Raw genomic sequence first — 18,961 nt, 5'->3', positions numbered from 1 at the left:
CAGCCTCGCTTCACCGGATAAAAAAGGCCACCCCGCGGGGTGGCCTTTTTTGTTTGGCGACGGCTCTATTCTTTGGGGGTAGGCTACCGCGTCATTTTGATCATCACATCAAGAATCTTCCGGGCCGTCTTGCCGTAGGGCGGCATCAGCATCTTCAGCGGATCCAGCGGCCCCTGGTAAAACACCGGGCGCAGTTTGGAGAAGGCGATAAAGCCCTCGTAGCCGTGGTAGTGCCCCATGCCGCTGTCGCCGACGCCGCCGAACGGGATATCGTGCTGGGCCACATGCAGGATGCAATTATTCACCGTGACGCCGCCGGAAATCACCCGCTCGACATAGTAGTCTGTCAGCGACCTGTCGTCGGTGAAGGGGTACAGGGCCAGCGGCCGCGGCCGCGCGTTGATGTAGCGCGCCACCTCCTCGCGGTCCCGGTAAGTCTTGATCGGCAGCAGTGGGCCGAAGATCTCACGCTGCATCACTTCCATATCGTCGGTGACATCCAGCAGCAGGTGCGGCGGAAACTTGCGCAGTGGATCATCGCGGCGGCCCTGCCCGTTGGAAAGGTCGATGGCCGTTGCCCCTTTTTGCACGGCGTCATCCAGCGTTGCCCAGAGACGGCGGTAGGCGTTGTCGTCGATGACCGAAGTGTAATCCTCGCTCTGCAGGTCCGGGTACCGTTTCTGCACCAGCAGCCTGGCCTTGTTTACAAAACTGTCGCGCGAATTTTCGGGTACAAACAGGTAATCAACCGTGGTGCAGATCTGGCCGGCGTTCAGCAGCTTCCAGAACATGATCCGCTCGGCGGCGGTATTCAGGGAAAAGTCCGGGCCGATGATCGCCGGCGACTTGCCGCCCAGTTCCAGGGTTACCGGCGTCAGGTTGTCAGCGGCCGAGCGCATGACCGCGCGACCAGTGGCCGTGGAGCCGGTAAACAACAGGTGGTCGAATTTCAGGGTGGAGAAAATAGGGCCCAGGCTGCCGTCATCATCGGCAATGAACGTGAGTTTTTCCGGCGGGAAGTAATCACCGCTGATCCGCTCCAACAGCGCCGCCAGTTTGCAGGAGTTGTAAGACATCTTCACCATGGCACGGTTACCCGCGGCAAAGATACTGGTGAGCGGGGCGAAGGCCAGGTTCACCGGGAAGTTCCACGGCACAATGACACCCACCACGCCCAGCGGCTGCGGGATCACCCGGTTTTTCGACAGCGGGTAATTGAGCATGGGGGTGTGGCGGCGCTGGGGCTTCATCCACTTCTTCAGGTTCTTGATGGCGTCCTTGATGCCGTCGAGGGCCACGTAAACCTCACAGAAGAGGCTTTCCACACCGGAGCGATTGCCATAGTCGTCGCTGATGGCCTGCACGATTGCGTCCTGGTGGTCCCGCAGCATCCGCGCCAGGGTCTTCAGGTCGCTGACACGAGAGTCGTAATCCGGCGCCGGCTCCTGCAGGTAGGCGTTGCGCTGCTGCTCCAGGAGGGCCTGCAGCATCTCCCGCTGCCGGGTTTCATCTACCTCGGGTAAAGTCAGAGTGTCCGTATTCATGGAAGCTTCCCGGAAAAGGGCCGGCAAACCGGCCTGGTGGAATTTCGCGTGTCCAGTCCCCGTCATCGAATAGCCACAGGGGCAGTGAGGGATTGTAGGCGCTGTGCATGCGGGAGCCAATGTGGTTCGGCGCGCCATGCCCTGTAAAGGTGCAGTTTTATCACCGTGCCCAGCGCGATGAGCTTTTATGGTGCATAGTGGCCGGGCGTGATCAGCCTGCTTTGCCGGAACGATAAGAGTGAAGCCTGATAACAGGCATACTGATCTGGTCACCATCGACTTGCAGGCAGTTCCCTTGCGATTTTCCAGCCAGTTGGCACGCCGGTTGCTCATTGCACGTCGGTATAAAAATTATGTGAATTCAATCGTGTTTCCTATTTGTGGCCGGTCACCCTGTGGGGCCCGGCAGCGCGGCTCCCGGCCCGCGCCCACAGCCAGGCTGCCGCAAGAGCAGCGCGGGACACGCTACCCCAACCACGAGAACCCATGGCCAGCGGCCGTCCCTACGGGAACGGCCGCTGGCTGCTTCAAGGAAAAAGATAAATGAGCAGAGTAATTACCCCGACCCTACTCGCGAGTGCCATTGCGGCCACGGTTCCGGCAGCGTTCGCCCAGGACACTGAAGGCAAGCGCCTGGAAGAGGTCACGGTGACTGCGCAGAAGCGCGCGGAGAGCCTGCAGGACGTGCCCATCTCCGTGGCGGCGCTGTCCGGGGAGCGTTTCGACAGCATCTTCTCCGCCGGCGACGATATCCTCGCGCTGGCGGCGCGGGTGCCCAACCTGTACGCGGAATCCTCCAACGGCCGCGCCGCACCGCGCTTCTATATCCGCGGCCTGGGTAACTCCGACTTCGACCTGGCCGCCTCGCAGCCGGTATCCATCATCTTCGACGAGGTGGTGCAGGAAAACGTGGTGCTGAAGAGCTTCCCCATCTTCGACGTGGAGCAGGTGGAAGTGGTGCGCGGCCCGCAGGGCACCCTGTTCGGGCGCAACACCACCGCCGGTATCGTCAAGTTCGACAGCCGCAAGCCCACCTGGGAGACCGGGGGATATACGAAGGTAGCCGCCGGTGGGCTGGGTACTGCGAATATAGAAGGCGCCGTGGGTGGCAGCCTGGTGGACGACAAGCTGGCGGCACGGGTGTCGTTCCTGCGCCAGGAGCGCGGCGACTGGATCGACAATACCTATTCAGGTGGCCCCAGCGGCACCGGCGAGGAGGAGGCCATGGGCGGCTTCACCGAGCTGGCCGGCCGCGCCCAGCTGCTGTGGACCCCCACCGATGATTTCTCCGCGCTGCTGAATGTGCACCAGCGTGACCTGGACGGCACCGCCAGCATCTTCCGCGCCAATATCCTCGAGCCGGGTGCCGAAGGCAAGCTGAGCGATAACTTCGACCGCGATTCCGTCTACTACAACCAGGGCGACAACAACCCGCAGCAATACGAGAGCGCCGGCTCCTCCCTGAAACTGGAGTGGGACCTGGGCGACGTGATCCTCACCAGTATCTCCGCCTACGAGGGCGCCGACGGCCTCAGCAAGGGCGATATCGACGGCGGTGTGGCCGGCGACGGCCCCGGCTTTATTCCCTTCGATGCGGTCACCGAGGACCAGGCCGATGTCTCCCAGCTGACCCAGGAAGTGCGCCTGGCCAGCAATACCGCCAGCCCGCTGCAGTGGCAGGCCGGTGGCTTCTATTTTGATTCCGAGCTGGACGTCACCAGTATCGATGGTTTCTTCGGGGCCACCACCGTCAGCCACGGCAACGAGTCCTGGTCGCTGTTCGGCCAGACCTCCTACGACTTCACCCCGGCACTCACCGGTACCCTGGGCCTGCGCTACACCTACGACGAGAAGACCCTGGTGGTTGGGCAGCAGAACGTGGACGGCTTCGCCCTGCTGATCGGCGCCGCCGCCGTGCAGGACTACGAGCCTGTCAGTATCGATGACAACCAGCTGAGCTGGGAGAGCAGCCTCAACTACCAGCTGGATGACTTCTCCAGCCTGTATGTGCGCCTGGCGGAAGGCTTCCGCGCGCAGTCGATCCAGGCCCGCGACGTGGCCTTCGAGGGCAGCCCCTCGGTGGCGGACTCCGAGACCATCACCTCGTTCGAGGTGGGCTACAAGGCCGACCTGCTGGAAAACACCCTGCGCCTGAACAGCTCGGTGTTCTACTACCAGATCGACGACATCCAGCTGACCGCCGTCGGTGGTGGTGGCAACTTCAACCGCCTGCTGAACGCTGACAAAGGTGTGGGCCAGGGCTTTGAGGTGGACCTGGAGTGGGTGGCCACCGACAACCTGCTGGTCACCGCCGGTGCCGGTTTCGCCGATACCGAAATCCAGGATGCCGGGCTTACCACCGCGCCCTGCGGTTCCGGCCAGTGCACTGTCACCGACCCGCTGACCGCCGACGGCCTGGCGCTGATCGACGGCAACCCGTTCCAGTCCGCGCCGGAAACCATCTACAACTTCACCCTGCGCTACAGCCAGCCCGTGGGCACCACCGGCGAAGTGTTCTTTTACACCGACTGGGCCTACCAGGGGGAGACCAGCCTGGCGCTGTACGAGGCGAAGGAATACACCATCGACGGCCAGTTCGAGGGCGGCCTGCGCGTTGGCTACACCAGCTTTGCCGGCGACTATGAAGTGGCCTTCTTCGGCCGCAACATCACCGACGAGGAGAACATCAAGGGACAGATCGACTTCAATAACCTGACCGGCTTCGTCAACGATCCGCGTATCCTGGGCGTGGAGTTTAATAAAAACTTCTAACCCGGATATTGCGCCAGGGGCCACAATGACCGTGCCTGTGCAGTCATCGTGGCCCCTATGAAAGCGGGTAGCGGACCTGTAACTTGCGCGCCTACATAGGCAGATAAGAGAGATATCCATGACCAGCCTGAAGAGCAGCCGCAGTCACACCCTCTGTTCGCGGGTGGCGGGCCTGTTACTGGCACTAGTCGCAACGGCGGCCAGCGCCAGCGATGGCCAGTGGTTCGAGGAGTTCAAGGCAGAAGCCAGCGACTCCGATCTTTATCGCTTCCTGTATGCGCTGCCCAAGGGCGGCGACCTGCACAACCACCTCACCGGTTCCAACTTCAGTGAGTGGTGGTATGACCTGGCCACCGACCAGAAGCTGAACGGTGGCTACCAGTACTACACCCGGGTGCGCATCGATAACTGCGCCGGCTACGGCAGCAACATGTTCGGCATGGCGCCCTACCTGCTGTACTTCCGCAACCTGCAGGAATCCAGCTACCAGCAGCTGTCCGAGTGCGAAAAGGGCGAGTACAAGAAACTCGAGGCACTGGATGCGAAAGAGAAGGCCGCCTGGCTGGACAGCATCCGCCTGGACAAGGCGCACGAGGGCCGCGAGGAATTCTTCCAGACCCACTGGCAGCGCCTCAATGAGCTGGGCCGCAACCCGCATATCAACGCCGAGATGCTGGTGCGCAACATGCAGGCCTTCGCCCGCGAGGGGCTCAGCTACCTGGAGACCATGGAAGGCACGCGCTACTACCTGAAGCCCGATGGCAGCGACTATGCCCCCGACGCCGTGGCGGATATCTTCCGCGCGCGCCTGGCTGAGCCGGATGCCCGCGCCACGGACGTCACGGTACGCATGCAGTACTACCTGCTGCGCTTTACCGACAACGCCGAGCAGGACCTGGAGTGGATCTACAAATTCGTCGACCGCCACCGCGACCTGTTCGTGGGCATCAACTTTGTCGGCCGCGAGGACAACGACAAGGGGCACCCGCTGCGCTTCCTGCCCACCCTGCGCAAGATGCGCCGCGAGATTCCCGCAATCCCGCTGGCCATCCATGCCGGCGAGGTGGACGAGCCCAACCAGCATGTGCGCGATACCCTGTTGCTGGGCGCCAGCCGCATCGGTCATGGCGTCAACCTCATCAGCGACCCGGACACCATGCTGCTGATGCGCAACAGTGACCACCTGGTGGAAATCAACCTGATCAGTAACCTGCTGCTGGAGTACGTGGACGATTACAGCCAGCACCCGTTTCCCGAGTACCTGCGCACCGGTATCCCGGTCGCCCTGTCCACCGATGACCGCGGCATGTGGGATTCCAACATGACCGATGAATACTTTGTCGCGGTCAAGGAGTTCAACCTGTCCTGGGAAGAGCTGGTGTCATTGGGGCGCAACTCGCTCAAGCATGCCTTTGTCGACAAAGAGACCCGGGACCGGCTGCTGCGCGACTACGAGCTGCGCGTCGATGCCTTCCGCAAGCGCCTCGAGCATCGCGGTACCGCAGTGCTCGGTGACGTGGTGCCCCGCAGCCACGGCTTTACCTGCGAACATTATGGCCTGTGCGAGTTCACCACACCGGTCACCGCCGCCAACTGAACTGCTGAACCGAGAGCCCCATATGCATCCTGACGATGGACTGCAACAACGAGAAGAGAAAAAGATGTTGAAAAACTTTTCCCCGGCCCGCCTTGCCCACGCGGCGATCCGCTCCCCCCTGGTACTGATCCCGCTGCTGCTGGGCCTGCTGTTCCTGGCCGCCTGTGAACAGCGCGATGCCGGGGCCGTCGCCGGCGCGCAGGAACCCATCCCGGTCAAGGTGGTGGTGATCAATATGTTCGAGATCGGCGAGGACCAGGGCGATACCGCCGGTGAATTCCAGCTGTGGAAAGAGCGCCAGCAACTGACCCAGCGCTTCCCCTTCCCGCAGTCGCACCACGACCTGTACCTGAACCCGGAAACCGGCGTGCTGGGCATGGTGACCGGCATGGGCACCAACAAGTCCGCGTCGGCGGTAATGGCGCTGGGCCTGGACCCGCGCTTCGACCTCAGCAAGGCCTACTGGCTGGTGGCCGGCATTTCCGGCTTCGACCCGGCCGACGGTTCCATCGGCTCCGCCGCCTGGGCCGAGTGGCTGGTGGACGGCGACCTGATGCACGAGATCGACAGCCGCGAAATCCCCGAAGACTGGAGCACCGGCATCTTCCCGCTGTTCAGCAAGGGCCCCTACCCGGAAAAGCGCCCGCCCAACCAGGGCGAGGTATTCCAGATCAACGGTGATCTCACCGAGTGGGCCTACCAGCTGACCAGGGACACGGAGCTGAGCGACGATCCCACCATCGCCGAGAACCGCGAGCACCTGGAAGGGTACCCCAATGCCCAGCGCAAGCCGTTCGTCATGAAAGGGGACAACCTGGCCGGCATGACCTTCTGGCACGGCGAGCACCTGAACCAGTGGGCAAACAAGTGGGTGGACTACTGGACCGAGGGGCAGGGCAGTTTCGTCTCCTCCGCCATGGAAGACACCGGCACCGCCCAGAGCCTGTTCTACCTGGACCGCGCCGGCAAGGCCGACTACGACCGCCTGATGGTCCTGCGCACCGCCAGCAACTTCACCGTACCGCACCCGGGCATGACCGCCGCCGAGAGCCTGCTGAGCGAGGGCGAAGACTACGCCGGCCTGGCCATCGCACTGGAAAGCGCCTACCGCGTGGGCAGCCGCGTGGTGAACACCCTGGTGGATAACTGGGATGTCTATGCGGAGCAGATGCCGTATGAATCGGCAACTGATAGCGATAGAAACGACAGTAAAATGAAAGCTGAAAAAGCTGAATAAAAAATACTGTTAACTAAACAGAGAGCACGAAAAGCTTTCTGTGAATAGGTTTCCTGGCCAGAAAACTACTCCCCCGGATTGGTGATTACCATCCGGGGGGCCTCATTTATATAGTCAGATGCCCACTGATTCGGATTTGGAATCGGGTAAGCCATAAAGCTAAACTGAAGCTCAACAAAAGGATGGGTATGATTATCAAATGGCGGTAGGCCAATCGCTTCTCTCTGCTTGGTGAGACTGTCGTAAATTTCTTTCGCAGAAGAGGAAATATTCATTTTCTCTGACTCACTGAGCGAAACTCCGCTTCTATGGAGTTCATGCAGACTCACTAGAATCCCCTCCGGATCCCCTCGCATAGCGGCAACTTCAGCGTAGACAAGCATTGACTTGAGATTGACCAATCTATCAACTTCTTCCAAGTCTCCGGACCAGAGATTTGTACGGAAGATAGAGACCATTTCGGTCAGTGGTTCAGTCGGCCCATAAGCAGCAGATATGAGTCGGGCTTGTATCGCTTCTTCTTCGTAACCTTCCCTGTCAAGGGTGTCCGCCCAAAGATCCATTGCGATCAAATCTCCCTGATTCGCGAGCTTCCAGAGAGTGTCTCGGTCATAACTCAAGTAGAGGCCCAGCTCTTCTTCGCTGAAATAGCCCCTTTTTCTCTTCCACTTCTGAGAGTCAGCTTCGAGCGATGATAACTCCTGAGAGCCAAGAATTTGGAAAGAAGGAGATCTCCTTTCCCCAGTATTCTTGTTACCCGGAGAAGGTGTGATTTCAGAAGAGGAGTTGATGTCGTCGGCTGCGGCTACTCTTTCAGGGTGACTATGCAGGTTGAATCGCTTTAAATAAGCAACGCTAATAGTGAATAGCAGCGCCAAAAGAAAAGCTAAAGTTGATAAATAGAGTACGTAATGATGTTTCCTGAGTAATTTGATTCTGTTTAAGAACATGGCCTTCCTGGCTCGTCTCTATCTAGCATAATTAGAAAGGGTTTATATATGCGACTACTAAATCGACCCGAGTTTCGATCTCCCTGACATTGGGTGTATTAATCCAGGCTTGATAGCTGAGCACGCAAATTAAACCCAAGTGTTATAAGATGTATTACCGCATTAAAATAGCGGAAGAAGTTGTCCTCAGACTTGAAAACTGCACTATTTGCTATGTAGTGGTCAATTATTGCCCAGCTGATCACCGTTACTATCCATAGGGTAATAAATAGGTGATATCTCTTTTTTCTGCCAGTTTGAGTTTTACTTGATTCGTTCTCGGCTTTGCCTGTGGAAAAGTTTTCGAAATCAATTCTCTGATCGCTCAATTTACTATCCCTCAGTGATTACTTGCATCTTTCAGAGGCAAGTTTAGCTTGTTGTTTGCACCAGCCAGCAGCTTTTTCATATAGTGCCGTGCAGAATGCTGCAGCTCCGACTCCTGATGTTGTCTCTGCGCTACCAACAAAGGCTTTTGGTAGTCTCCCGGATGCACCGACACCAAATTGGATGAAAGGGTAAAGGCACAAACCAGTACCATATACCTTATACGTCCTTTTACAATTACTTTCAGCCTTTCTATATTTGTTTATACACTCCTCCTTGCTGTCTTTCTTATTGTTTTGTTTATCCTTGTTCCCAGGATACGCTGGTCGTGACGGTGGCCTGGGGAAGAGAGCTGTCGGCCCGGCGGGAGGGGAGTAGATTGGCGGTGCATAGTCAGGTAACGGACGACCGGTAACATCGATACACTCCAAAATCTTTGGCGGAGCACATTTATGATTATTGGCCATTGATTCAGAAGGTAAGACGCTAATTGATAAAAGAATACAGGCGGCTGGTAGCAATCGGTATTTTTCGATAGATGTGGATGAGCTGTATATTATGAAATTCTTTAATTTACAAATAGAAAATATTTTGAAGTAAGACATGTAGCATCCTTGCTTAAGTTATTACTAGTAGATACCTCCGTTGTCAGTTGGAAATTATCAATCGGAATTTGTGTCGACAATGCTTGCAAACCGTTTTAGTTAAAACTTGGCGCGAAAAATTTGAGCTTTTACCTTACTAGAAAATTCTTTTCTTCGTTTAAGATAATTATAAATTTATATTGGAGATAACTTTAATTTCTCAGGTTATTGGTGGGATATTATCGGTGGACGCCAAGAGGATTCTATGAAAGTTAATCTTGAACTTTTAACTAGGGGCTGTTCCGGATGTATGCGCTGCGGCTTTTGCCATTTCTTTGCCCAGCAGATCCCGAACAGGTTTCTAGATTAATATTGCTCGCTTATCGAGAGAATTATTTGGCCTGTAGTTCCCTAGCAGATCAATAATTTATCAAAGCTACTCTAGGGCACACGTATGAGTGGCTATTGGTATTCAGCATACAGCTCGTAGTACTCAGCAAAGAACCCGGGTACGCGCCTTCAATCAGTTACTTCCACACAATATAACTACGCTCGACTTTGTCCCCTGGTCAAATTTTGGGCGGTGGAAAATGTTGATAGCAGAGCGGTGAGGTCTTTTTTTGTTCATTCGCTCGTGTAGCCATGCAGGTGTACTTTTCGTGGGGCACACGCAAATCGTTGTTTTTTCACACGTTTTTTCCGGGGCCAGTAACCATGCGGTTCCGGCGGGATACTCAAAACTTATTCACAGATCTATCCCAAGAATGTGTTAGTAACCGGAATTTCATCATCGCCCGGTTTAAGTGGTGGTTATTAAACGCTGCAGTGAGCACTCGCTGACCCTGCCTGTGGCAGCAGGGCTCGAATCGCCGGGTGTGAATAAATTGGCAAGGCGTGCATCGCAGTGCAAGTTGGCGGGGCCGAAACCGGGTTGGCAGGTTGTTCGACGGGGCGGGCCAGGCTTTTTAAACACAAGCCGGCGCCGGCTGTGGGAAAGTCGCCGGCCTGTGGCCGGCGGGGGTGAAGAGTATCTGTCGGTGGCAGCCGCAGGCCAGGGCTAGGGGGCCAGCATATGGTCCTGCTTGCGTGCCTCGCGGCAGTAGGCAATCACCGCCTCCACCTGCTGCGCCGCCAGGCCGGTATAGGTGGTGGCATCGAACAGTGCGTCCAGTTGTTCGCCGCTGAACAGCGGGCCCAGGTCGTCGCTGCGCTCGATTGCCTGGCGCAGGGTGATGCCCTCGTCCATGGCGTCGGTGGCCAGCTCGTGCAGGCGGGCATTGGCGGTGGTCTTGCCAATCTTGTCCGCCAGGGCAAAGGCCACCCGCTGGGACAGGATCATGCCGCCGGTCTTGTCCAGGTTGGCCCGCATGGCCTCCGGGTTCACCTGCAGGTTGGACAGCAGGCCCCTGGCGTCCGCCAGCATCTCTTCCGCATCCAGCGAGATCTCTGCCAGCAGGCGGTTGGTGCGCGAGGTATTGTCCCGCTCGAACACATTGATCATGTCATCGGCAATGGTCTCCGCGGTGCGCGGGATGCGGCGGGCGTAGAACACCAGCGCCTCTGACTTGCTGGGGTTTTTCTTGTGCGGCATGGTGCTGCTGCCCACGGCAGTCTTGCGGCGAACCTCCAGGGTTTCGCCGATATCCGTCATCTGCAGCAGGAACAGCTCGTTGCCGACGCGGCCCAGGGAGCGGCTGATCATGGCCAGGGTGCCGGCGTATTCGGCAATCACGTCGCGCGCGCCGTGCCAGTCGTCCGCATAGGGTTCCTGCAATCCCAGGTGGCGGGCGAAGGCGCGTTCCACCTCGATACCCTTTTCACCCAGGCCCACGTAGCTGCCCACCGCACCCTTGAGGATGCCGGAGCGCAACAGGCGGCCATGCAGTTCCTTGAGCCGCTCGATGTTGCGGCGGTTTTCCCCCAGCCAGGTGCTCACCTTCTTGCCGAAGGTGATTGGCAGGGCGTGCTGGCCCAGGGTGCGCCCGACCATCACGGTATTTTTGTGCTCATCCGCCAGGCGGATCATGATTGCTTCCAGTGCCCGCAGATCTTGCACCAGGGTGCGGGTGGCTTGCTCGAGCTGCAGCACCAGCGCGGTATCGTAAATATCCACCGTGGTCGCGCCGAAGTGCATATACTCGGCGGCCTTCGGGTCCATTGCCCGCTGCCAGACGTTCAGCAGTGCCACCATCCGGTGGCGCACCACGGCGTATTCACTTGCCAGGTCTTCCTGGGATACATACTTTGTGCTGCCCTTCGCGGCCATCTCGGCGGCGGCCCAGTCGGGAATGATATCCAGCTCGGCCTGGGCCGAGGCCAGCGCCACTTCGATATCCAGCACCTTCTGGGTCTTGTTTTCCGGCGAGAAAATTTCCTCGATGGATAGGGGCGGACTGTCCGGGGCGGCAGTTGCGGCCAGGGCGGGGCAGGTGGCCAGCAGGCCAAGGGCGCTGGCGGCGAGGAATTGCTTGATGGATGCCATGGGTAGGGCTCCTCTTTTGTCTCCGGCTTTTTTGTCCAGCCGGGGGCGGGCACCGGGGAACAACACCCCGGCGCCCGCAACGCTTACAGGCCCAGGACGCGCGGCGCCCACTGGGTGGCGACAATGGCCAGCAGTACCAGGCTGAGCAGGTTCAGTGTCACACCGGCGCGCACCATCTGCGGAATCGTCAGCATGCCCGAGGCATAGACGATGGCGTTCGGCGGCGTGGCCACCGGCAGCATGAATGCACAGCTGGCGGCCAGCGTGATCGGCACGCACAGCAGCAGCGGGGAAATATCGGCCTGCACCGCAATGGCCGCCACCGCCGGCAGGAAGGTGGCGGTGGTGGCCAGGTTACTGGTGAGCTCGGTGAGGAAAATCACCAGCCCGGTGGCTGCCACCACCAGCGCAATCACACCGATCGCCGACACCAGCGACAGGCTCTCGCCCAGCCAGGCCGCCAGGCCGGAGGCGGACACCTGTGAGGCCAGGGCCAAGCCGCCACCAAACAGCACCAGCACGCCCCAGGGCAGCCGGCTGACGTCCTGCCAGGTCATCAGTTGCTCCTGCCTGGAGTCACCGCTCGGCACCAGGAACAGCAGCATGGCCGCGGCCATGGCGATGCCGGCGTCCGAGAGCCCCTCGAGGCCGAAAGCCGATGAAAGCGGGCGGCGCAGCATCCACGCCAGTACCACCAGCGCAAAGATGATGGCGACCCTTGCCTCGGGTTTGGAGATCGGGCCCAGCTCGGCTTTCAGTTCCTGCAGGTGCGCCTTTACCTCGGCGTTTTCCGGGATCTCCACCCGGTAGACCCAGCGGGTCAGCAGCAGCCAGCCCAGCGGCAGCAGCACGGCGGCAACCGGTACGCCGATCAGCATCCAGCGGGCAAAGCCGATCTCGATACCGTAGTTATCGGCCAGGAACGCGGCCAGCAGCGCGTTGGGCGGGGTGCCCACCAGGGTCGCCAGCCCGCCGATGGTGGCGGCGTAGGCCAGCGCCAGCAGCATGGCGGTCTGGAAGTGCGAGCGGGCGCGCTCGGACAGCCCCTCCACATTTTCCACAATGATCGCCGTCACCGAGATGGCGATGGGGAACAGCATCATGGTGGTGGAGGTGTTGGTCATCCACATGGACAGCAGCGCCGCCACCAGCATGAAACCGCCGATCATGCGCCGGCCGTCGGTGCCGGTGCGGCTCAGGATCATCAGCGCGATGCGCTTGTGCAGGTTCCAGCGCTCCACCGCCAGGGCCAGCACAAAGGCACCCATAAACAGGTAGATGATCGGGTTGGCGTAGGGGGCCGTGGCCTCCTTCATGGTGCTGATGCCCACCAGCTGGAAAGTGGCAATGGGCAGCAACGCGGTCACGGGCACGGGGACCGCCTCGGTGGCCCACCAGGCCGCCATCCACAGGCCGATGGCCGCCACCTTCCAGGCCACCGGGTTCATGGTGGTCTGCACGTCGGCGAACAGCATCATCAGCACAAACAGTGCCGGCCCCAGCAGCAGCCCGATGCCCTGGTAGCCGGGGCGCTGGATGCCAGCGCCACTGCCGGGCTGGGAATGGGCAAGGTCGGGAGTATTGCTCATCGAATTTACCTCGGGAATATGCGCGAATTGGCGGGGCCGGTTTCCCGCAATAGTGCACTGCGGGAAACCGGCTTGCCAGTGCCTGGCTTAGAAGCTGGACTTCAGGCTCAGGTAGTAATAGCGGCCGTAGTCGCTGTGGGCATCGGAGAAGTAACCGAAGTAGCGGTCGGCCAGCGGCGCGCGCTCGTCGGTCAGGTTCTTGACCCCGAAGCGCACACGGTTGCTCGCGCCGGCGTAGTCGAAGCGATAGTCGACGGTGGCATCGTAGGTGGTCATCGACGGGATGACGTAACGGGTGCCGTCTTCCAGGGTCAGGGAATCCTGGTAGAAGTCGCCGATCCGGAAGCCGCTCAGGGACGCACCGAACTGGTCGTAACGCCAGTTCAGCTGCACCGAGTGGCGCTCTTCCTGGTTGCCGTTCTTGCCGATCAGGTCGGCAAAGCCCGCGACCGGGTAGTTGACCGGGATATCGCCGTTCTGCTGCGCCTGCACCAGTACTGCCGCATCGCCACCGGCATCCTGCTCGAACTTGGTGGTGAACGAGCCGTTGTACTTCAGGCCGAACTCACCGATATCGGTGTACAGGTCGTAGTAGATGCCCACGTCGTAACCGGCCAGGGTGCGGGTATCCAGGTTGGCATAGCGGTCGTTCACCGAGTCGATGCTGCCCGCGGCGCAGATACCGGCGGCCTCGTAGTAGCCCGCCTCGTCGGGATCCACCTCACCGCGGCTCACCGCCGTGTTGCCCACCGAGCCGCAGTTGGCGGTGCCGTTCTGCAGGCGGTAGTACAGGTCCAGCAGGGTGTGGTTTTCCTCACCGAACAGGCCGATGGTGTCTTCCTTCTCGATGGACCAGTAATCCACGGTCACGGTCAGGCTGTCCAGCGGGGTGAACACCAGGCCCAGCGAGGTGTTGGTGGACTGCTCGGCTTCCAGTTCATCGCTGCCCTGGGCAATACGCTGGATCGAGTAGCTGCAGTCGAGCACATCCTGGTCCGGGTCGCCGCCGTTCTCGGCCGCATAGACGCAGGCCCAGTCGGTGGTGGAGCTGTTGCGGGCGATGATCTCCTCGTTGATGGTGACCAGGTTCGGTGCGCGGAACGCCTCGGACCAGGAACCGCGCAGCAGCAGCTGCTCAACCGGGCGGTAGCCGAAGGCCACCTTGCCCACGGTGGCATCGCCGAAATCGGAGAAGTCCTCGTGGCGCAGCGCCAGCTGCATGTCGAAGTTATCGAATACCGGCACTTGCAGCTCGCCGAACAGGGAGGTGACAGTGCGCTCGCCGCTGTTGTCCGGGGTCGGGCTGGAGTTCACCACGTCGGAGACAAACGGATAGGTATCGCCGTCCTGGTCGGTGAACTGGATAGTGCCGTCGAGGCGGTCATCGCGGTCGTCGACAAAGGATTCCTCGCGGATCTCGAAGCCCGCCAGCGCCGCCACCGGACCGGCCGGCAGGCTGAACAGGCCATTGTTGGAGAACTTCACGTCGAAGCTCTTCAGTTCGCTCTCGCTGTCGCGGCGCACATCGATCAGCGCACGCTCGATATTGCTGTCCACGCCACCGCTCAGCGGGTTGTAGGCTGCCTCGGTGGTATCGTTGAGGGCTTCCTGCATCAGGGTGTTGGACACGCGGTTGCGGGTAACGTCAGTTTTCTCGTCGCGGTTCCACAGTACCGCGGTTTCCCATTCCCAGTCCCCCAGGTCGCCGCGCAGGCCCTGCAGCAGGCGGAAGTTGTCGCCGTCGTTCTCGACGATGCGCGGCAGCTCCGCAAAGCGGTAGTTGTCGAGGATGAAGTCCTCACCGAACGGGTTGTAGGGGTTTTCCGCCGGGAACAGCAGCTCCGAGGTGGAGAAGGAAGCAGTCGGGTGGCGGGACATGGTGGTGGCAGAGCGGTACAGGCCGAACTCCGAGAAGCTCTCCATGCCGTTGCCCAGGTCGTGGTTCAGGAATACAAACAGGTTGCTGCGCTCCAGCTCCGAGCTCACATCGCGGAACTCGTTCAGGTTGTAGCGCTCGGTGCCCTGGCCGTCGACCGCGCCGCACACATACTGGTTGATGGCGTATTCGCAGCGCTCGTCACCCACCGGGTAGGTCTCCAGCTCACCGCGGCTGTCGGTAATGCCGTCGATGCTGCCGCTGGGCATATCCAGCTGCGGGTACAGCGAGTTGGCGCTGTTGTTGCGGAACGCGGTGTCGTCGAACCAGGGGGAGTTTTCCGGGATACGCTCGCGCAGGTCGGCGTCGGCCCAGCGCGGGTCCTCGGAAGCGGCGATGCGGTCGCGCTGGTAGTGGCTGAAGAAGGCGCTCACATTGGTGCGGCCCTCGTTGAAGGTTTCGCCCCACTCGATGCTCAGCTTCTGCGTATCGCGCTCGAAGTTGTCGAACTCGGAATGCTTGACCGACACGCTGAAACCGTCGAAGTCGCTCTTCAGCACACTGTTGACCACACCCGCCACGGCATCGGCACCGTAAATCGCCGAGGCGCCGTCGCGCAGCACTTCCACACGCTGCAGGCCGGCGGTGGGCAGGATATTGGAGTTGACGGTGGTGACCGGCACAAAGCTGCCGCCCACTTCCTCGGTCTGGTAGGCCGCGGAATTCACCACCCGGCGGCCGTTCAGCAGCACCAGGGTATTGCCGGTGCCCAGGTTGCGCAGGTTGAAAGCGCCAATGTCGCCGCGCGCGGAGTTCACGCCACCGCTGATGTTCTCGGCTTCGTTGAAGTAGTTCTGCCCGTTTTCCGGGATCAGGGCCAGCAGCTCATCGCCGGAGTCGACCCCCAGTGTCTCGATATCCTCGGCATTGATCACGGATACCGCCAGGGCATCATTGATCTGGGCACCCTTGATCTGGGTACCCACCACCGTTACCTCTTCCAGTGACTGGTTTTCGGTTGCAGCTGTGGTGTCGTCACTCGCCTGGCCCTGGATGGCCAGTGCCAGCGGGCTCATCAGCATGCCGGACAGCAGCGCCAGTGATTTTTTGCTGCGGGGGTCTCTCATCGCTTTTCTGCTCATGGTTGGCATTCCCTTATTGTTTGAATTGGGATCTTGTTAGAGTCGCGTACAGGCCGGGACTGGCCCGGCAGAATTACCTCTAACTGGCTCAACGCATGGGCAGGCAAAATCCCCTAACGGGATAATGAAAAAAAGTTGGTCAATCGGCGCTGATCAGGTTTTGCTCAATTGACGGCGGCTGGGCGTAGTGGGCCGGCGCCGGTTCGGCGGACTGCCGGGGCTGGGAGGCGGGAGGCTGGCCCAGGGAGAGGACCAGGCCGATGGCGATCAATGCCATGGCCACCACCGGTTGCCATTGCTGGCGGAATGATGGCGCACTGGCGGCAGCGGCAGTGTCTGCCGGCGGTGCCGAAGGGGAGGGGGCCCGGGGTGTCGCGGGCTGCGGGAACAGCAGTACCCGGGGTGCATCGATCCGGGCGCGCACCGTGGACAGGGTGGCGGCGCGGGCGTACAGCTGCGACAGCTCATCGAAGGCCCAGCGGTGCGTCGGGTCCGCGTCCAGCCACCTGGACAGGCGCTGGCGCTCGTCGAGCGAGACATGGTCGGCGTCCAGGCGCGCGAGCCAGGCCGATGCCTGCTCCTGCACCTCGTCGGGAATGCCGATACAGAGCCACTCATCCAGCTGCAACTTTTCCCTCCCTGGCCGGTACCTGTTGGGTATTGATGGTTTCACCAGTAGCCTGATGCAAACCGCCTGCCACAATATGGTTGCGGCACAGGCGCATGCCCCGCGCCAGGTGATTTTCCACCGTCTTGGTGGAAATGCCCAGCACCTCGGCGATCTGCCCGTGGCTGAGGCCATCGATCTTGCGCATCACGAACACCTGCCGGCATTTCAGGGGCAGGGCATTGATGGCCGCCAGCAGCGCCCCCTGTTCCTGTTCCCGGCTGATGCGGCTCTCCACCGCCTCGTGGTGCGCCGGCATGGCCAGCTGCACTTGCGCACCCCGCTCTTCCACCACCTTCTGGTGCCGCAGGCGGCTGATGGCCTCGTTGCGGGCCACCCGGTAAAGGAAGGCGCGCGGTTCCGGCGCGCGGTCTTCCCGCAGTGCCAGCAGCAGTTTCAGGTAGGCCTCCTGCAGCACCTCCTCCGCCTGGGCGGGTTCCAGCATGCGGCGCAGGCTGGTCAGCAGCGGCTCGCGCGTGTCCGCGTGAATACCATTGAACAATTGCTCGACGTCCGGCGCCTGCCGGGACGCGGGCTTGCCGCCGGAAAACGGATTGAGCAGGAACCTGGACAGGAAACTTTTCGACATGGGCGCCTTTTCATTTTTATAGTATCGGAGCGCGCACCAGCGCTGGTATCGCCGGATAGTAGCATGCTGGCTGGCGGGGATTGTAGATATCCACAAGCCGATCTGTGGACAGAAACTGGTCACCGGTCGAAAGGGAACCACAAAATGAAGTATGTACTTACACTCCTGCTGGCCCTGTCACTGTGGGGGTGTGGTTCCCCGGCAACGGCACCGGCCGTGCCCGATCGTACCGCCGCCGCTGTAACCGCCGCGCCGCTGCAGCGCGCCATGGTGGCGCCGTCGCTGGTGTACCGCGCCATCGAGGTGCAGCAACAGCTGGACGCCCGCGAGGGCCAGCCGCTGGCGGCGGGCGCGCCCTGGTTCCGGGTGGTGCCCGGGCGCATCCCGGTGGTGATCACCGCTCCCCACGCCACCCGGCCGCTGCGCAACGGCAAGCGGCGCTTCTCCGATGGCGGCGGCACCGCCGCACTGGCGCTGGCGCTGGCCGAGCTCACCGGCGCCCATGTGGTCTACACCACCGAAGAGGGGCCGTCCGACCCCAATTACCACGACGACAACGCCTTCAAGCGCGCGCTGGCAGGCCTGGTGCGCAAACTACAGCCGCGCTATGTGCTGGATATCCACGGCAGCCACGCCTTCCGCCCCTACGATATCGACCTGGGCACCATGCACGGCGAATCCCTGCTGGGGCAGGACCACCTGCAACAGGGGCTGGTCACCAGCCTGCGCAACGAGGGCATCCTGAATATTTCCGGCAATTACTTTGCCGCGGCAAAAAACCAGACCATCACCAAGTTTGTCGCCGCCCTGGGGGTGCCCGCCATCCAGGTGGAGGTGAACACCACCTACCTGTCGCCGGCCGCCGGCAAGATCGAGGCGCAGCGCTTCAGCCAGCTGGCCCAGGCCATGGCCAGGTTTATCGAGTCGGGTGTGGAGCGGCCGCGGGGTTGAGCGGGCAGGTCGCCCGGGCTGCGGTTACAGTTCGTCCCGGGTCAGGCGCTGGTCCATCGCCGGCGGCTTATAGTCGTTCATCCTGGCCAGCAGGCCCGCGGGGGTGTCCGCCTCCAGCAGCATATTGCGGTACTGGGGCTGCAGCAGCTGTTCATTGACGCAGTGATCCAGGAAACTGGCCAGGTGCTGGAAGTAGCCGGCCACATCCAGCAGGCCGCAGGGTTTGCGGTGGAAGCCCAGTTGCGCCCAGGTGAGGATCTCGAATAGTTCTTCCAAGGTGCCCAGGCCGCCGGGCAGGGCGATAAAGCCATCGGAGAGCTGCTCCATCATCGCCTTGCGCTCGTGCATGGAGCCCACCACATGCATCTGGGTGACACTGGGGTGGGGCACCTCGCGCACCGCCAGCGCCTCGGGGATCACGCCGGTAACGCGGCCGCCGCCGGCCAGCACCGCATCGGCCACCGCGCCCATCACGCCGATACTGGCCCCGCCGTACACCAGCCCGATATCCCGCGCCACCAGCTCCGCCGCCAGCGCCTCGGCCGCCTGCCGGTACTCGGGCAGGCGCCCGGGGCTGGAACCGCAGTAAACACAGATATTCTTCATGCTTTTATT

The 18,961-nt window shown here is 60.9% G+C and carries 13 protein-coding genes; 4 read left to right on the top strand and 9 right to left on the bottom strand.

The genetic code is table 11. The annotated features are described in order from the left end of the window. Positions 1-83: 83 nt before the first annotated feature. A complete protein-coding gene (locus ACH6CX_RS06705; RefSeq protein WP_232940500.1) occupies positions 84-1,544 on the bottom strand; it encodes a coniferyl aldehyde dehydrogenase in 1,461 nt (486 codons plus the stop codon). Positions 1,545-2,087: 543 nt separating this feature from the next. On the opposite strand from ACH6CX_RS06705, the gene ACH6CX_RS06700 reads away from it, so the two are divergent. From ACH6CX_RS06700 to ACH6CX_RS06690, 3 genes are all read left to right on the top strand, one after another. Beyond that, the gene (locus ACH6CX_RS06700; protein ID WP_232940501.1) at positions 2,088-4,316 is read left to right on the top strand and encodes a TonB-dependent receptor; all 2,229 of its coding nucleotides are present in this window, start codon (positions 2,088-2,090) and stop codon (positions 4,314-4,316) included. Positions 4,317-4,434: 118 nt separating this feature from the next. Then, positions 4,435-5,913 (top strand): adenosine deaminase, encoded by a 1,479-nt coding sequence (locus tag ACH6CX_RS06695; protein WP_334078328.1) that lies wholly within the window; start codon positions 4,435-4,437, stop codon positions 5,911-5,913. Positions 5,914-5,977: 64 nt separating this feature from the next. Further along, positions 5,978-7,150, top strand: coding sequence for a purine nucleoside permease (locus tag ACH6CX_RS06690; protein WP_232940503.1), 1,173 nt, complete (start codon positions 5,978-5,980; stop codon positions 7,148-7,150). 65 nt (positions 7,151-7,215) lie between these two features. Here the strand turns inward: ACH6CX_RS06690 and ACH6CX_RS06685 are convergent, their stop codons facing one another. The 7 genes from ACH6CX_RS06685 to ACH6CX_RS06655 form a co-directional block, all read right to left on the bottom strand. Continuing rightward, positions 7,216-8,100, bottom strand: a complete 885-nt coding sequence (locus ACH6CX_RS06685; RefSeq protein WP_232940504.1) for a hypothetical protein — start codon at positions 8,098-8,100, stop codon at positions 7,216-7,218. Between the two features lie 386 nt (positions 8,101-8,486). Then, positions 8,487-9,071: a hypothetical protein gene (locus tag ACH6CX_RS06680; protein ID WP_396675228.1), complete on the bottom strand. Its 585-nt coding sequence runs from the start codon at positions 9,069-9,071 to the stop codon at positions 8,487-8,489. A 1,036-nt stretch (positions 9,072-10,107) separates the two neighbouring features. Then, positions 10,108-11,532 (bottom strand): adenylosuccinate lyase family protein, encoded by a 1,425-nt coding sequence (locus tag ACH6CX_RS06675; protein WP_232940506.1) that lies wholly within the window; start codon positions 11,530-11,532, stop codon positions 10,108-10,110. 83 nt (positions 11,533-11,615) lie between these two features. Further along, positions 11,616-13,121: a DASS family sodium-coupled anion symporter gene (locus tag ACH6CX_RS06670; RefSeq protein ID WP_232940507.1), complete on the bottom strand. Its 1,506-nt coding sequence runs from the start codon at positions 13,119-13,121 to the stop codon at positions 11,616-11,618. Positions 13,122-13,208: 87 nt separating this feature from the next. After that, the gene (locus ACH6CX_RS06665) at positions 13,209-16,124 is read right to left on the bottom strand and encodes a TonB-dependent receptor domain-containing protein (protein WP_396675227.1); all 2,916 of its coding nucleotides are present in this window, start codon (positions 16,122-16,124) and stop codon (positions 13,209-13,211) included. Between the two features lie 154 nt (positions 16,125-16,278). Then, positions 16,279-16,767, bottom strand: a complete 489-nt coding sequence (locus tag ACH6CX_RS06660) for a FecR/PupR family sigma factor regulator (protein WP_334078324.1) — start codon at positions 16,765-16,767, stop codon at positions 16,279-16,281. Beyond that, entirely contained in the window at positions 16,754-17,395 is a 642-nt protein-coding gene (locus tag ACH6CX_RS06655) for an RNA polymerase sigma factor (RefSeq protein ID WP_396675226.1), read from the bottom strand. The genes ACH6CX_RS06660 and ACH6CX_RS06655 overlap by 14 nt, the downstream gene beginning before the upstream one ends. Positions 17,396-17,539: 144 nt before the next feature. Between ACH6CX_RS06655 and ACH6CX_RS06650 the strand changes: the two genes are divergently transcribed. Next, positions 17,540-18,346 (top strand): hypothetical protein, encoded by an 807-nt coding sequence (locus ACH6CX_RS06650; protein ID WP_396675225.1) that lies wholly within the window; start codon positions 17,540-17,542, stop codon positions 18,344-18,346. 24 nt (positions 18,347-18,370) lie between these two features. On the opposite strand, the gene ACH6CX_RS06645 is transcribed toward ACH6CX_RS06650, so the two are convergent. Further along, entirely contained in the window at positions 18,371-18,952 is a 582-nt protein-coding gene (locus ACH6CX_RS06645; protein ID WP_237062466.1) for a TIGR00730 family Rossman fold protein, read from the bottom strand. Between the last annotated feature and the right edge of the window lie 9 nt (positions 18,953-18,961).

Source organism: Microbulbifer sp. JSM ZJ756 (assembly GCF_044383805.1).
In the GTDB taxonomy this organism is placed as follows: domain Bacteria; phylum Pseudomonadota; class Gammaproteobacteria; order Pseudomonadales; family Cellvibrionaceae; genus Microbulbifer; species Microbulbifer zhoushanensis.
Note: the sequence above shows the minus strand (reverse complement) of the source record. Positions and strands in the feature narration are given on the sequence as shown.

Coding starts and splice junctions, on each gene's coding strand:
- ACH6CX_RS06685 (WP_232940504.1), bottom strand. CDS start 8,100: ATGTTCTTAAACAGAATCAAATTACTCAGGAAACATCATTACGTACTC.
- ACH6CX_RS06650 (WP_396675225.1), top strand. CDS start 17,540: ATGAAGTATGTACTTACACTCCTGCTGGCCCTGTCACTGTGGGGGTGT.
- ACH6CX_RS06700 (WP_232940501.1), top strand. CDS start 2,088: ATGAGCAGAGTAATTACCCCGACCCTACTCGCGAGTGCCATTGCGGCC.
- ACH6CX_RS06670 (WP_232940507.1), bottom strand. CDS start 13,121: ATGAGCAATACTCCCGACCTTGCCCATTCCCAGCCCGGCAGTGGCGCT.
- ACH6CX_RS06705 (WP_232940500.1), bottom strand. CDS start 1,544: ATGAATACGGACACTCTGACTTTACCCGAGGTAGATGAAACCCGGCAG.
- ACH6CX_RS06655 (WP_396675226.1), bottom strand. CDS start 17,395: ATGTCGAAAAGTTTCCTGTCCAGGTTCCTGCTCAATCCGTTTTCCGGC.
- ACH6CX_RS06690 (WP_232940503.1), top strand. CDS start 5,978: ATGTTGAAAAACTTTTCCCCGGCCCGCCTTGCCCACGCGGCGATCCGC.
- ACH6CX_RS06695 (WP_334078328.1), top strand. CDS start 4,435: ATGACCAGCCTGAAGAGCAGCCGCAGTCACACCCTCTGTTCGCGGGTG.
- ACH6CX_RS06680 (WP_396675228.1), bottom strand. CDS start 9,071: ATGTCTTACTTCAAAATATTTTCTATTTGTAAATTAAAGAATTTCATA.
- ACH6CX_RS06675 (WP_232940506.1), bottom strand. CDS start 11,532: ATGGCATCCATCAAGCAATTCCTCGCCGCCAGCGCCCTTGGCCTGCTG.
- ACH6CX_RS06665 (WP_396675227.1), bottom strand. CDS start 16,124: ATGAGAGACCCCCGCAGCAAAAAATCACTGGCGCTGCTGTCCGGCATG.
- ACH6CX_RS06645 (WP_237062466.1), bottom strand. CDS start 18,952: ATGAAGAATATCTGTGTTTACTGCGGTTCCAGCCCCGGGCGCCTGCCC.